The sequence below is a fragment of the Franconibacter pulveris genome (assembly GCF_056780215.1).
Genome location: NZ_CM165555.1, coordinates 1,863,447 through 1,877,797, shown reverse-complemented (window position 1 = coordinate 1,877,797; position 14,351 = coordinate 1,863,447). Strand labels below are relative to the sequence as shown.

Here is a 14,351-nt window from a genome sequence, read left to right as displayed (position 1 = left end):
GCGTTAGCGGATCTCAATCATCGGACGGCCCGCGCGGGCGTCTCTCAGTTCGCCGATGGCGCTCAGCGTAATGCCGTGCTCCGCCGCGATGGCAGCCACTTCCGCTTCGGCTTGCGGCGTGACGGCCAGCAGCAGGCCGCCGGAGGTTTGCGGGTCGCACAGCAGGTTGCGCCAGGCTTCCGGCATCTCGCCCATCAGATGGCCGTAGCTGGCGAAGTTGCGCGCCGAGCCGCCCGGCACCGCGCCCTGGGCAATATAGTCTTCCACACCCGGCAGCTTCGGCACCTCCTGATACCAGATTTCCGCCTGCACGCCCGCCCCCTGGCACACTTCGCTCAGGTGGCCAAGCAGGCCGAAGCCGGTCACGTCGGTCATCGCCTTCACGCCTTCAACCCTGGCGAAATCCGCCCCCGCTTTGTTCATACGGCACATCACTTCAGCAGCCAGACCCTTATGCTCATCGCGCAGCAGCGACTTTTTCTCGGCGGTGGTCAGCACGCCGATGCCGAGCGGCTTGGTAAGGAAGAGTTTGCAGCCCGCTTCAGCGGTGCTGTTTTTCTTCACCCGCTCGGTTGGCACGACGCCGGTCACCGCGAGGCCGAAAATGGGTTCAGGCGCGTCGATGGAGTGGCCGCCTGCGAGGCTGATGCCCGCCTGCTGGCAGGCGGCGCGGCCGCCTTCAATCACGTCGCGGGCAATTTCCGGCGCCAGCGTGTTAACGGGCCAGCCGAGAATGGCTATCGCCATGATCGGTTTGCCGCCCATGGCGTAAATATCGCTGATGGCGTTGGTGGCGGCGATGCGGCCAAAGTCAAACGGATCGTCAACGATAGGCATGAAGAAATCGGTGGTGCTGATGATGCAGGTGCCGTTGCCCAGATCGTAGACCGCGGCGTCGTCGCGGGTTTCGTTGCCCACAAGCAGGTTCGGGTCGACAAACTTCGCCTGCTCGCTGTGCAGGATGGTCTCCAGCACTTTCGGGGAAATTTTACAACCGCAACCGGCTCCGTGGCTGTATTGCGTCAAACGAATAGCTTGCTCACTCATGGACCTCTCCTGTTGATGAACGGTGTCGCACCCTGCGGGCGGGACGACGCGCGCCTATGGTAGCGCCAGAAAGAGAGAGTGATAAGTATGGCTGTCTGAATTGCGCCGCTTTTGCTCACAATCCAGACAGCCAGAGGCGTTTTTATTAAAAATGGCGAACAAAAGGCGCGGTATCAGGCACGCTGATGGTGGTGGAGGCTTTCAACTGCGGGGTGCCGAGATAGAGAAAACCAACAATCCGATCCTGCTCGCGGCATTCAAACGCTTCGCGAACCTGCGGGCTTTCCGTTAGCGCGCCGCTGCGCCAGATGCCGTTGAAGCCCTGGGCCAGCGCCGCCATCTGCATCGCCATGACCGCGCAACTGGCAGAAGCCACCTGCTCCCACTGCGGCACTTTCGGGTGCGCTTCGCAGTGCGCGACCACGGTGATAATCATCGGCGCGCGAAACGGCGCGTTGCGCGCTTTCTCGATAGCCTTTTCATCCTGCCCGGTTTCCCGTGCGGCTTTTTCCAGCAGCTGACTAAAGCGCTCACGCCCTTCGCCTTCGATAATAAAGAATCGCCAGGGCTGCAGGGTGCCGTGATCGGGGGCGCGCATCGCGGCGCGCAGGATATTTTCCAGCGCTTCCCCCGCTGGCGCAGGTTCGGCCAGCCGGGAGGCGCTACGGCGGTTAACGAGCAGTTCAAGTGCGTCCATCAGGTCTCTCCTGTCATGCATTTTGTTTACAAAATTAACACAGCGCCCTCTTTTGTTACAGCATCGCCCCTCTTTCCTGCTGACAAGCCGCCTGCCTCTATTTACACTTTGAGCGCCCCCGCGTTTGAGGCGGGCGGCTTACGGGATACCCCCGTTCACACGATTAGGGAGAGGACATGCGAACCCTGTGGCGAATTATTGCCGGCTTTTTTAAGTGGACATGGCGTCTGCTCAATTTTATCCGCGAACTGGTGATGAACCTGTTCTTTATTTTGCTCATCCTGGCAGGTGTCGGCATCTGGATGCAGCTTGGTGGCGGCGAGTCATCGCAGCCGGGTCGCGGCGCACTGCTGTTGGATATTACTGGCGTGGTGGTGGACAAACCGTCGGTCAACAACAAGCTTGGCGCGCTGGGCCGCCAGCTGTTCGGCGCCAACTCCGACAGGCTTCAGGAAAACTCGCTGTTTGATATCGTGGCCGCGATTCGCCAGGCGAAAAACGACCGCAACATCACCGGCATCGTGCTGGATCTGAAAGATTTCGCCGGGGCCGACCAGCCCTCTATGCAGTATATCGGCAAGGCGCTGCGCGAGTTTCGCGACAGCGGCAAGCCGGTGCTGGCGGTAGGCGACAGCTACACCCAGGGCCAGTATTACCTGGCGAGCTTCGCCAATAAGATCTGGCTGTCGCCGCAGGGCGAAGTGGATCTGCACGGCTTCGCCACTAACGGGCTTTACTATAAGTCTCTGCTCGATAAGCTGAAGGTGAGCACCCACGTTTTCCGCGTCGGTACGTATAAATCCGCCGTGGAGCCGTTTATTCGTGACGATATGTCGCCGCAAGCGCGGGAAGCGGATAGCCGCTGGATTGGCGAACTCTGGCAAAACTATCTCAATACGCTGGCGGCCAACCGGCAAATTCCTGCCTCGCAGGTCTTCCCGGGCGCGAAGGGGCTGCTGGCCGGGCTGCAAAAAGCGGGCGGCGACACGGCGAAATATGCGCTCGACAATAAACTTGTGGATGCGCTTGCCTCCAGCGCCGAGGTGGAAAAAGCGCTGGTTAAGCAATTTGGCTGGAGCAAAAAGGATAAAGATTTCAGCGCGGTAAGCCTTTACGACTACCCGGTGAATAAACCGACGCAGCAGGGCGCGTCCGTCGCCGTAATTTTTGCTAACGGCGCGATTATGGACGGCGAAGAGACGCAAGGTAATGTCGGCGGCGATACCACCGCCTCGCAGATCCGCGACGCGCGCCTCGACCCGCAGGTAAAAGCGATTGTGCTGCGCGTAAACAGCCCCGGCGGCAGCGTAACCGCGTCGGAAGTCATCCGTTCTGAACTGGCGGCCGCCAAAGCGGCGGGCAAACCGGTGGTGGTTTCAATGGGCGGCATGGCGGCTTCCGGCGGCTACTGGATTTCGACCCCTGCGAATTACATTGTGGCGAACCCCAGCACGCTGACGGGCTCTATCGGCATCTTCGGCGTGATCAACACCATGGAAAACAGCCTCGACGCTATTGGCGTACACACCGATGGCGTGGCGACGTCGCCGCTGGCGGATGTGTCCGTCACTAAGGCACTGCCGCCGGAAGTGCAGCAAATGATGCAGCTCACCATCGAAAACGGCTATCAGCGCTTTATCAACCTGGTGGCGCAGTCGCGCAGCAAAACGCCGCAGCAGATTGATGAAATTGCCCAGGGCCACGTCTGGACCGGCCAGGATGCGAAAAACAACGGTCTGGTGGACAGCCTCGGCGACTTCGACGACGCGGTGGCGAAGGCGGCGGAGCTTGCGAAACTGAAAAGCTGGCACGTCGATTATTATCAGGACGAACCCACCTTTATGGATATGGTGCTCAGCGGCGTAAGCGGCTCGGTACAGGCGATGCTGCCGCAAGCGTTGCAGGCTTATCTGCCGGCACCGCTCAGCGAGGCGGCCAAAACCGCGAAGGCGGAAAGCGATAAGCTCGCCGCCTTCAATGACCCGCAAAACCGTTACGCCTTCTGCCTGACCTGCGGCAACGTGCGTTAACGCTATCCCGGCCCGGCTTTTGCCGGGCTGTTTTTTTCTCCCCGCGCCACTATACTGCGCCTGTTTATGCACAACCTAAGCGATACCATGCAAAAGAAATCGATTTACGTTGCCTACACCGGTGGCACCATCGGTATGCAACGCTCTGAACAGGGTTACATTCCGGTCTCCGGCCATCTGCAGCGCCAGCTCTCCCTGATGCCGGAGTTTCACCGCCCCGAAATGCCGGATTTCACCATCCATGAATACGCCCCGCTGATGGATTCCTCGGACATGACGCCGCAGGACTGGCAGCATATCGCCGATGACATTAAAGCCCACTACGATGATTACGACGGCTTTGTTATCCTTCACGGCACCGACACCATGGCCTTCACCGCCTCGGCCCTCTCCTTTATGCTGGAGAACCTCAGCAAACCGGTTATTGTCACCGGCTCGCAGATCCCCCTTGCGGAACTGCGCTCGGATGGGCAAATCAATCTGCTGAACTCGCTTTACGTCGCGGCGAATTATCCCATTAACGAAGTCACGCTCTTTTTCAATAATCGTCTCTATCGCGGCAACCGCACCACCAAGGCGCACGCGGATGGCTTTGACGCCTTCGCCTCCCCTAACCTGCCGCCGCTGTTAGAAGCAGGCATTCATATACGTCGCCTGAATACGCCGCCTGCGCCTCACGGACACGGTGAATTGCAGGTACACCCGATTACGCCGCAGCCTATCGGCGTAGTTACCATCTATCCGGGCATTTCCGCGGATGTGGTGCGAAACTTTCTGCGTCAGCCGGTGCGCGCGCTTATCCTGCGATCGTATGGCGTGGGCAACGCGCCGCAGAACGGCGAATTCCTCAAAGAGCTGGGTGAAGCGTGCGCGCGCGGCATTGTGGTGGTCAACCTGACCCAATGCATGTCCGGTAAAGTCAACATGGGCGGTTACGCCACCGGCAACGCGCTGGCGCATGCGGGCGTTATCAGCGGCTTCGATATGACAGTGGAAGCGACGCTGACTAAACTCCATTACTTACTGAGCCAGGGGCTGGATGCCGGCGAAATTCGCGAAGCGATGATGCGCAACCTGCGCGGCGAGCTGACCCCGGACGAATAAGGAGGCTTTCATGACTGCACGCGCCCTGCTGCTGGTGGATTTGCAAAATGACTTTTGCGCTGGCGGCGCGCTCTCCGTCCCGGAAGGCGACAGCACGGTGGACGTGGCGAACGCGCTGATTGAGTGGTGTAAGGCCCGCGATATCCGGATTGTGGCAAGCCAGGACTGGCATCCGGCGAACCATGGCAGCTTCGCCTCGGTGCAGGGAACCGAGCCCTTTACCCAGGGCACGCTTGACGGTTTGCCGCAAACCTGGTGGCCCGACCATTGCGTGCAACATACCGAAGGGGCGGAACTGCACCCGCTGTTAAATAAAAAAGCCATTGAAGCGGTGTTCTACAAAGGCGAGAACCCCACTATTGACAGCTACAGCGCTTTTTTCGATAACGGCCATCGCCAGAAAACGGCGCTGGACAGCTGGCTTCGCGAACGCGGCGTCAGCGAGCTGGTAGTCATGGGGCTTGCAACCGACTATTGCGTGAAATTCACCACCCTGGATGCGCTGAAGCTTGGCTATGACGTAAACGTTATCACCGACGGTTGTCGCGGCGTTAACTTACAGCCGCAGGATAGCGCCCGCGCGTTTATGGAAATGGCGACGGAAGGCGCAACGCTCTACACGCTGGATGACTGGCGGGAAACGCAGGGTTAACGCCCCGCGCCGTCGCGCTTCTTTTCAGGCCAGTAAAAAAGCCCTCCGTACGGAGGGCTTTTTCGTTCAGCAACGTGTTCAGCTTTGCGTTCAGCTTACTCGGGCTTTATCCTGGCAATAGCAGGCGGCACAATGCCGAACTCTTCTTTAAGCTGCTGTTTGCTCTTCATGACGATAGCGCCGTCCGTGCCGATGGTCATATGCTGCGGCGCCGTGTTGTTGCGCATTTGCCACATCATCACCAGTTGCAAACTGTTCTCTTTTTGCTCCGGCGTCAGCGCCACGCCATCAGGCCATTTTCCCAATTCCACCGCCGTGGCGAGGCGCTGATAAACTTCCGGCGTCATGCTGCTGATGAGGTCATCCAGGTTCATAAAAGCAAGTCTCCAGGAATAATTTGCTGAATCGATTCTTCAGCCTTTAATTTGCTCGCTGCCGTCGTCGTCAGAGAAGCTCAGCGAGGCGGAGTTGACGCAATAACGTTCGCCTGTCGGCTGAGGGCCATCCGGGAAAACGTGACCTAAATGCGCGTCGCAGGTGCCGCAACGGATCTCGATACGCTGCATGCCGTGCGAGTAATCATTGAGATAGCGGATAGCATTTTCGCTTACCGGCTCATAAAAACTCGGCCAGCCGCAGCCAGAGTCATATTTGGATTGCGAGTTAAACAAAGGCGCATCGCACACCAGGCAGTGGTAGACGCCTTCCCGCTTGTTATGCAGCAGACGACCGGTGAACGGCGGCTCGGTGCCGTGGTTCTGGGTGACATAAAACTGCATTTCCGTCAGGGTTTTCTTCAGTTCATCCTGGGAGTTTTGATTGGCCATAATTCACATCTCGGGGCAGGGTTAAGCAGTCACATTATCTGGCAGATTCTAACAAAACATTAACAGTGACGTGTCATCTTTTAGACTAAACTTAGCGCTGAAAGAAAGCCCAGGGGCTAAATGTGATGGCGTTCACGTTTTTGGTTTAATGGGCCTTTAAAATTCACCGCAACGTCCCAATGTGGGTCTGTAGCCCAAAAGGAATAGTGAGCGAGTCAGTCGAGCAAAGGTTGTGCACAGGATTGATTTGTCGCAATGATTGACACGATTCCGCTTGACGCTGCGTAAGGTTTTTGTAATTTTACAGCCAACCTTTTATTCACTAACAAATAGCTGGTGGAATATATGACTATCAAAGTAGGTATCAACGGTTTTGGCCGTATCGGTCGCATTGTTTTCCGTGCTGCTCAGAAACGTTCTGACGTGGAAATCGTTGCAATCAACGATCTGTTAGACGCTGAATACATGGCTTACATGTTGAAGTATGACTCCACTCACGGCCGTTTCGACGGTACCGTTGAAGTGCAGGACGGCCACCTGATCGTTAACGGTAAAAAAATCCGCGTTACCGCTGAAAAAGACCCGGCTAACCTGAAATGGGATGAAGTGGGTGTTGACGTAGTCGCTGAAGCAACCGGTATCTTCCTGACCGACGAAACCGCTCGTAAGCATATCACCGCTGGCGCGAAAAAAGTGGTAATGACTGGCCCGTCCAAAGACAACACCCCGATGTTCGTACGTGGTGCCAACTTTGATAAATACGCAGGCCAGGACATCGTTTCCAACGCATCCTGCACCACCAACTGCCTGGCGCCGCTGGCTAAAGTTATCAACGACAACTTCGGCATCATCGAAGGCCTGATGACCACCGTTCACGCTACCACCGCTACGCAGAAAACCGTTGACGGCCCGTCTCACAAAGACTGGCGCGGCGGCCGTGGCGCGGCTCAGAACATCATCCCGTCCTCTACCGGCGCAGCTAAAGCGGTAGGTAAAGTTCTGCCGGAACTGAACGGCAAACTGACTGGTATGGCGTTCCGCGTTCCGACCCCGAACGTATCCGTTGTTGACCTGACCGTTCGTCTGGAAAAAGCAGCAACTTACGAGCAGATCAAAGACGCGATTAAGAAAGCGGCTGAAGGCGAAATGAAAGGCGTGCTGGGCTACACCGAAGATGACGTGGTTTCCACCGACTTCAACGGCGAAATCTGCACCTCCGTATTCGATGCCAAAGCAGGTATCGCGCTGAACGACAACTTCGTGAAACTGGTTTCCTGGTACGACAACGAAACCGGCTACTCCAACAAAGTTCTGGACCTGATCGCTCACATCTCCAAATAAGACGAGATGAGAATCTGATCCTAAGGGCGACTTCGGTCGCCCTTTTTTATGGCTTCGAGACAGAGGATTGCCCGAAATGATTAATAAGATTTTTGCGCTGCCGGTAGTTGAACAAATTACGCCTGTCCTTTCCCGCCGCCAGCAGGATGAGCTGGAGCTGATAGTGGTGGACCACCCTCAGGTGCGCGCCTCATTTGCGCTGCAGGGCGCGCATTTGCTCTCCTGGAAACCGGCCGGCGAAGAAGAAGTGCTATGGCTGAGCGACATTACGCCATTCAAAACTGGCGTGGCGCTGCGCGGCGGCGTGCCTGTCTGCTGGCCGTGGTTTGGCCCGGCGGCGCAGAAAGAACTGCCCTCTCACGGCTTCGCCCGCAACCTGCCCTGGTCCTTAAGCGCCCATAATGAAGACGAAAACGGCGTCGTGCTGACGTTTGAACTGCACAGCAGCGACGCCAGCCGTCAGTACTGGCCGCACGATTTCACGCTCTACGCTCGTTTCAAAGTAGGCAAAACGTGTGAAATGGAACTGGAAGCGCACGGCGATTTTGAAACCACTTCTGCGCTGCACACCTACTTCAACGTGGGCGACATCAGCGCGGTTAAGGTCAGCGGCCTTGGCGACACCTATATTGATAAAGTGAACGGCGGAGAACAGGGCAAACTTGGCGATGGCGTCCAGACCTTCCCGGACCGCACCGACCGCGTTTATCTGAACGCCGAAGCGTGCAGTCTGATTCATGACGCTGCGCTCAAGCGCTGTATTGAAGTGGTGCATCATCACCACAGCAACGTGGTGGGCTGGAACCCGGGCCCGGCGCTCTCTGTCAGCATGGCGGACGTACCGGATGAGGGCTATAAGACCTTTGTCTGCGTGGAGACCGCCTGCGTGACGACGCCGCAGAAAACAAGCGCTGAGAAACCTTCCCGCCTGGCGCAGACGCTGCGCGTAGTGAAAAAAGGGTAAGCCTCTCTCCCCTCGCCTCCCGGCGAGGGGAAAACGCGCTTACACCACATCCAGCCGCGTTTTTCCTTTTGGCGCCGGAAATGCGTTATCCAGCCGGGCCAGTTCGTCGTCGCTTAAGCTTATCTCCAGCGCGGCCGCGTTTTCTTTCACATGCGTTACGCTGCCCGCTTTAGGAATAGCCATTACCCCCTGATGACTGATAACCCACGCCAGCAGCAGTTGCGCTACGGAAATGCCGCGCTCGCGGGCAATATCATTCACCACCGGGTCATGCATCAACCCTTCGCGCAGCCTGCCCGCCTGCGCCAGCGGGCAGTAAGCCATGACCGGTACCTGATGCTGCTGGCACCAGGGCAGTAGGTCATGTTCTATGCCGCGGGAGGCGAGATGATAAAGCACCTGATCGGTAACGCACTCGCTGCCGCCGCCGATGCGCCAGAGCGCCTGCATATCGTCATAATCCAGATTAGAAACGCCCCAGCGGCGGATTTTCCCCTGCTGCATCAGCGTCTGCATGACGTCGACCGTCTCTTCCAGCGGGATATCGCCACGCCAGTGCAGCAGGTAGAGATCGAGATAATCGGTGCCGAGTCGCTTCAGGCTCGCTTCGCAGGCGGCAATGGCTTTCGCTCCGCCCGCATTCCACGGATAGACTTTGGAAACCAGAAACACATTGTCGCGCAGTCCGCGTATCGCCTCGCCCACTACTTTTTCAGCGCCGCCTTCGGCATACATCTCAGCGGTATCGATAAGCGTTAAACCGAGGTCGACGCCCGCGCGCAGTGCATCCGCCTCGCTCTTGCGCTGGCTCGCCTTTTCCCCCATGTACCAGGTTCCCTGGCCGATAGCGGGCAGCGCCAGCGCTTCTGGAAAGATAACCTCTTTTTTCGCCATCACATCCTCCGTAACCGTCGCCTGTAAAAATTGCACCACGGAAATGCAAACGGGGCGCGAACGCCCCGTTATTAAGCAATATATGCACTACACAGGATCAGAAGGTGTAAGTCACACCCGCTGATAACAGACCCGCCCAGGATTTATCCACCATCGGGCTGTCTTTGATCTCGTCGCTAAGACGGGTATAGCGCCCGGAGCCGTAAACTGTCCAGTTATCCGACATACGATAGCTGGCGGTCAGCTCAACATACGGGTTCCAGCCATCTTCCGGATCGTAATCATCAAGGCCGCTGCGGCGAGACTCGTTGCGGCTGACGCCGAAGTAGTACTCGTTCATGTTATCGCTGTTCCACTCCGCGCCGATGCCAGGCGTCAGCGTCAGGTTGCCGTTGGTATAGCGATAAAGCCAGGCGATATCCCAGAGGATGCCGTTGTTGTTATCCAGCGTGTCGCCTGCAAGAGAGGTGCGCAGGAAACCGTACTGCGTGAGGTGAGTGTAGGAAAGGCCCGCCATTAAGGTGGACTTGCGTTTATCCAGACGGCGAAGCTGGTCGTCATCGCTGTCCTTCGGCTTGAACTGAAACGGAAGATAATAGGCCATAATGGAGAGCTTATCCGTCTGGTCGTTCCAGACGTAATAGCCCGCGCCGAGGCCACGAACCCAGAAGTTATCTCCTTCGTAATTGATGACCGGAATAGGCACAACTTTCTGGTCATACTCTTTGTAGGGGGTGTCCGCCCAGCCCGCCCCTACGCCAATTGACAGCGGGCCTTCAGCCAGCGCCGCAGCGCTCATTGACGCCATCGCGACGCCTAATGCCAGAAATTTGAATTTGCTCACAATCCATTACGTCCTTTCATCAAATAATCAGCGAAGTGAAGTGTAACCGCGCTACCCCCTCATCCCAAAATTTTTCATCACTCTTTACATCACGCTAAACTTGGCAGGTTTACAAAACATCGTGACAAACGACTTGCAGTTTTATGACTCGTTGATGAATCAGCGCTTTGCCGCTTAAGTTGATAATGAAATGCTAAGGATGAGTTATTGATATGTATTTGAAAATCGCGTAAAGCGCCAGGCAAGTTTTATAAATGCCATCTACGCTTTAACTTAAGAAGGTGCATTACCCTGACCGCAGTAGCACAGCGCAACGCGCAAAAACGCATCAGTTGGCATAAGGGTTGCTGTACTCAGAATACGTCTTCCGGGAGCCTCCACTATTCATATGAACGGCTCTTAAACCTGTGCTAAAACGAAAGGACGGCATGCCATGAATATATTCGATCATTATCGCCAGCGTTATGAGGCTGCCAAGGACGAAGAGTTCACACTGCAGGAGTTTCTTACCGTTTGCCGGCAAGATCGCAGTGCTTATGCCAACGCGGCAGAAAGGCTACTGATGGCCATAGGTGAGCCAGTGATGGTGGATACTGCCCAGGAACCGCGGCTGTCCCGTCTCTTTTCGAACCGGGTGATTGCACGTTACCCGGCGTTTGAGGAGTTTTACGGCATGGAAGACGCCATTGAGCAGATTGTTTCTTACCTGAAACATGCCGCTCAGGGGCTTGAAGAGAAGAAACAGATCCTTTATCTGCTCGGTCCGGTGGGCGGCGGTAAGTCGTCGCTGGCGGAGCGTCTGAAAGCGCTGATGCAGCGCGTACCGATTTATGTGCTGAGCGCCAACGGCGAACGCAGCCCGGTCAACGATCATCCGCTGTGCCTGTTCAACCCGCAGGAAGATGCGCAGATACTTGAAAAAGAGTATTCGATCCCGCGTCGTTACCTCGGCACTATCATGTCGCCGTGGGCGGCGAAACGGCTGCATGAGTTTGGCGGCGACATCACGAAATTCCGCGTGGTAAAAGTCTGGCCTTCCATCCTCGAGCAAATCGCGATTGCGAAAACTGAACCGGGTGATGAGAACAACCAGGATATCTCCGCGCTGGTGGGGAAAGTGGATATCCGTAAACTGGAAAACCACGCCCAGAACGATCCGGACGCCTACGGCTACTCCGGCGCGCTCTGCCGCGCCAACCAGGGCATCATGGAATTCGTGGAGATGTTTAAAGCGCCTATCAAGGTGCTGCACCCTCTGCTGACCGCGACGCAGGAAGGCAACTACAACGGCACCGAAGGGATCTCCGCCCTGCCGTTTAACGGCATTATCCTGGCGCACTCCAACGAATCGGAATGGGTGCAGTTCCGTAACAACAAAAACAACGAGGCGTTCCTTGACCGCGTTTACATCGTTAAGGTGCCTTATTGCCTGCGCATCTCTGAAGAGATCAAAATTTACGAAAAGCTGCTTAACCACAGCGAGCTGACCCACGCGCCCTGCGCGCCGGGCACCCTGGAAACGCTGGCCCGCTTCTCGATTCTTTCGCGCCTGAAAGAGCCGGAAAACTCCAGCATCTATTCCAAAATGCGCGTCTATGATGGCGAGAGCCTGAAAGATACCGACCCGAAAGCGAAATCCTACCAGGAGTATCGCGACTATGCGGGCGTGGATGAAGGGATGAACGGCCTCTCGACCCGTTTCGCCTTTAAAATCCTCTCACGCGTCTTTAACTTCGACCATACCGAAGTGGCGGCCAACCCGGTCCACCTCTTCTATGTGCTGGAGCAGCAAATCGAGCGCGAACAGTTCCCGCAGGAGCTGGCGGAGCGTTACCTTGAATATTTAAAAGGCTATCTGATCCCGAAATATGCCGAGTTCATCGGCAAGGAGATCCAGACCGCCTATCTGGAATCCTATTCCGAATACGGGCAGAACATCTTCGATCGTTATGTCACGTATGCGGATTTCTGGATTCAGGATCAGGAGTACCGCGACCCGGATACCGGCCAGCTGTTCGACCGTGAATCCCTGAACGCGGAACTGGAGAAAATTGAGAAGCCGGCGGGCATCAGCAACCCGAAAGATTTCCGCAACGAAATCGTTAACTTCGTGCTGCGCGCCCGGGCGAATAACAGCGGCCGCAACCCGAACTGGACCAGCTACGAGAAGCTGCGCACGGTTATTGAGAAGAAAATGTTCTCGAATACCGAGGAGCTGCTGCCGGTAATTTCATTTAACGCTAAGACCTCGACCGACGAGCAGAAAAAACATGACGATTTTGTCGATCGTATGATGGAGAAAGGCTATACGCGTAAGCAGGTTCGCCTGCTGTGCGAATGGTATCTGCGCGTACGTAAATCGTCATAACCACAGCGGTCCGACACAGGCCGCAGGCGTGACCTGCGGCTTTGCTGCGCTGGCATATATGCAGTCTGGGGGAGATATGGCCTATTTTATTGACCGGCGGCTTAACGGCAAAAACAAGAGCATGGTGAATCGCCAGCGCTTCTTGCGCCGTTATAAAGCGCAAATCAAGCAGTCGATTTCCGAGGCCATCAACAAGCGTTCGGTAACCGACGTGGAGAGCGGCGAGTCCGTCTCCATTCCTACGGAAGATATCAGCGAACCGATGTTCCATCAGGGGCGCGGTGGCCTGCGCCACCGCGTTCATCCCGGTAATGACCACTTTGTGCAGAATGACCGCGTGGAACGCCCGCAGGGCGGCGGCGGCGGTTCAGGCAGCGGCCAGGGCCAGGCAAGCCCCGATGGCGAAGGCCAGGATGAGTTTGTCTTTCAGATTTCGAAAGATGAATACCTCGATCTGCTGTTCGAAGACCTTGCCCTGCCTAACCTGAAGAAAAACCAACACCGGCAGCTTAACGAGTACAAAACCCACCGCGCGGGGTATACCTCTAACGGCGTGCCGGCCAACATCAGCGTGGTCCGTTCGCTGCAAAACTCGCTGGCGCGCCGCACGGCGATGACCGCAGGCAAGCGCCGCGAACTGCGCGAGCTTGAAGAAAGTCTGGATGAAGTGGCGAAGAGCGAACCCGCGCAGCTGCTGGAAGAGGAGCGCCTGCGCAAAGAGATTGCCGAGCTGCGGGCGAAAATCGAACGGGTGCCGTTCATCGACACCTTCGATTTACGCTACAAAAACTATGAGAAACGACCGGAGCCTTCCAGCCAGGCGGTCATGTTCTGCCTGATGGACGTTTCCGGCTCGATGGACCAGGCCACCAAGGACATGGCCAAGCGCTTTTATATCCTGCTCTATCTCTTCCTGAGCCGGACCTATAAAAACGTCGAAGTGGTCTATATCCGTCATCATACTCAGGCGAAAGAGGTGGATGAGCATGAGTTCTTCTATTCGCAGGAGACGGGGGGCACCATTGTTTCCAGCGCCCTGAAGTTAATGGATGAGGTCGTTAAGGAGCGTTACGACCCGGCGCAGTGGAATATCTACGCCGCGCAGGCTTCCGACGGCGATAACTGGGCTGACGACTCGCCGCTGTGTCACGAAATTCTGGCGAAGAAAATCCTGCCGGTGGTGCGTTACTACAGCTACATTGAGATTACCCGCCGGGCGCATCAGACCCTGTGGCGCGAGTATGAACATTTGCAGGCGACGTTCGAGAATTTCGCTATGCAGCATATTCGCGACCAGGAAGATATTTACCCGGTATTCCGCGAGCTGTTTCATAAACAATCGAGCGAAGCCTATAATTAACCCTCTAAAGCCAGCGCCAACCCGCTGGCTTTTATTTATCAGCGATTTAAGCGTTGCTCTTTGGCTTATTTAAGCATCGCTAAATAAATGGCGATAATTGGCGTTAAGTTCGCCCTGATAATTAATGTTAGTTCAATAACCTGCATAAATAATTGCACCGGTCATTTCATTCGTTATAGTGCTAATGTTTCAGGCTCCATCACGCTGCGCTTCAGGATGATAT

General features: G+C 56.2%; 13 protein-coding genes. 7 read left to right on the top strand and 6 right to left on the bottom strand.

Annotated features, from left to right (window positions below):
* Window positions 1-3 precede the first annotated feature (3 nt).
* Together selD and ACU4F7_RS09020 are read right to left on the bottom strand one after the other, a co-directional pair.
* Entirely contained in the window at window positions 4-1,047 is a 1,044-nt protein-coding gene (gene selD / locus ACU4F7_RS09025) for a selenide, water dikinase SelD (RefSeq protein ID WP_024558045.1), read from the bottom strand.
* A gap of 145 nt (window positions 1,048-1,192) precedes the next feature.
* Window positions 1,193-1,744, bottom strand: a complete 552-nt coding sequence (locus tag ACU4F7_RS09020; protein WP_024559603.1) for an NAD(P)H nitroreductase — start codon at window positions 1,742-1,744, stop codon at window positions 1,193-1,195.
* A 176-nt stretch (window positions 1,745-1,920) separates the two neighbouring features.
* Between ACU4F7_RS09020 and sppA the strand changes: the two genes are divergently transcribed.
* The 3 genes from sppA (at window position 1,921) to pncA (ending at window position 5,530) form a co-directional block, all read left to right on the top strand.
* On the top strand, window positions 1,921-3,774 hold the full coding sequence (gene sppA / locus ACU4F7_RS09015) for a signal peptide peptidase SppA (RefSeq protein ID WP_481638468.1): 1,854 nt from the start codon (window positions 1,921-1,923) through the stop codon (window positions 3,772-3,774).
* Between the two features lie 87 nt (window positions 3,775-3,861).
* On the top strand, window positions 3,862-4,878 hold the full coding sequence (ansA, locus tag ACU4F7_RS09010) for an asparaginase (protein WP_029592600.1): 1,017 nt from the start codon (window positions 3,862-3,864) through the stop codon (window positions 4,876-4,878).
* 10 nt (window positions 4,879-4,888) lie between these two features.
* Window positions 4,889-5,530 (top strand): bifunctional nicotinamidase/pyrazinamidase, encoded by a 642-nt coding sequence (gene pncA / locus ACU4F7_RS09005; protein ID WP_481638467.1) that lies wholly within the window; start codon window positions 4,889-4,891, stop codon window positions 5,528-5,530.
* A gap of 95 nt (window positions 5,531-5,625) precedes the next feature.
* Here the strand turns inward: pncA and ACU4F7_RS09000 are convergent, their stop codons facing one another.
* Both ACU4F7_RS09000 and msrB read right to left on the bottom strand, forming a co-directional pair.
* A complete protein-coding gene (locus ACU4F7_RS09000) occupies window positions 5,626-5,904 on the bottom strand; it encodes a YeaC family protein (RefSeq protein ID WP_481638466.1) in 279 nt (92 codons plus the stop codon).
* Window positions 5,905-5,943: 39 nt separating this feature from the next.
* The gene (msrB, locus tag ACU4F7_RS08995; protein ID WP_029592597.1) at window positions 5,944-6,357 is read right to left on the bottom strand and encodes a peptide-methionine (R)-S-oxide reductase MsrB; all 414 of its coding nucleotides are present in this window, start codon (window positions 6,355-6,357) and stop codon (window positions 5,944-5,946) included.
* 345 nt (window positions 6,358-6,702) lie between these two features.
* Between msrB and gapA the strand changes: the two genes are divergently transcribed.
* A complete protein-coding gene (gene gapA / locus ACU4F7_RS08990; RefSeq protein ID WP_029592594.1) occupies window positions 6,703-7,698 on the top strand; it encodes a glyceraldehyde-3-phosphate dehydrogenase in 996 nt (331 codons plus the stop codon).
* Window positions 7,699-7,774: 76 nt separating this feature from the next.
* Window positions 7,775-8,662 carry a D-hexose-6-phosphate mutarotase gene (locus ACU4F7_RS08985; protein WP_481638465.1) on the top strand — a complete coding sequence of 296 codons (888 nt, stop codon included), beginning with the start codon at window positions 7,775-7,777 and terminating at the stop codon, window positions 8,660-8,662.
* A 39-nt stretch (window positions 8,663-8,701) separates the two neighbouring features.
* Here ACU4F7_RS08985 and ACU4F7_RS08980 read toward each other — a convergent pair whose 3' ends face one another.
* Together ACU4F7_RS08980 and ACU4F7_RS08975 are read right to left on the bottom strand one after the other, a co-directional pair.
* Window positions 8,702-9,556 carry an aldo/keto reductase gene (locus tag ACU4F7_RS08980; protein ID WP_325937944.1) on the bottom strand — a complete coding sequence of 285 codons (855 nt, stop codon included), beginning with the start codon at window positions 9,554-9,556 and terminating at the stop codon, window positions 8,702-8,704.
* 97 nt (window positions 9,557-9,653) lie between these two features.
* Window positions 9,654-10,400 (bottom strand): MipA/OmpV family protein, encoded by a 747-nt coding sequence (locus tag ACU4F7_RS08975; protein WP_029592591.1) that lies wholly within the window; start codon window positions 10,398-10,400, stop codon window positions 9,654-9,656.
* Between the two features lie 433 nt (window positions 10,401-10,833).
* Here ACU4F7_RS08975 and yeaG point away from each other — a divergent pair, with 433 nt between their 5' ends.
* A complete protein-coding gene (gene yeaG, locus ACU4F7_RS08970) occupies window positions 10,834-12,768 on the top strand; it encodes a protein kinase YeaG (RefSeq protein ID WP_024558034.1) in 1,935 nt (644 codons plus the stop codon).
* A 58-nt stretch (window positions 12,769-12,826) separates the two neighbouring features.
* Window positions 12,827-14,128 carry a YeaH/YhbH family protein gene (locus ACU4F7_RS08965; RefSeq protein ID WP_071788488.1) on the top strand — a complete coding sequence of 434 codons (1,302 nt, stop codon included), beginning with the start codon at window positions 12,827-12,829 and terminating at the stop codon, window positions 14,126-14,128.
* Window positions 14,129-14,351: the final 223 nt, after the last annotated feature.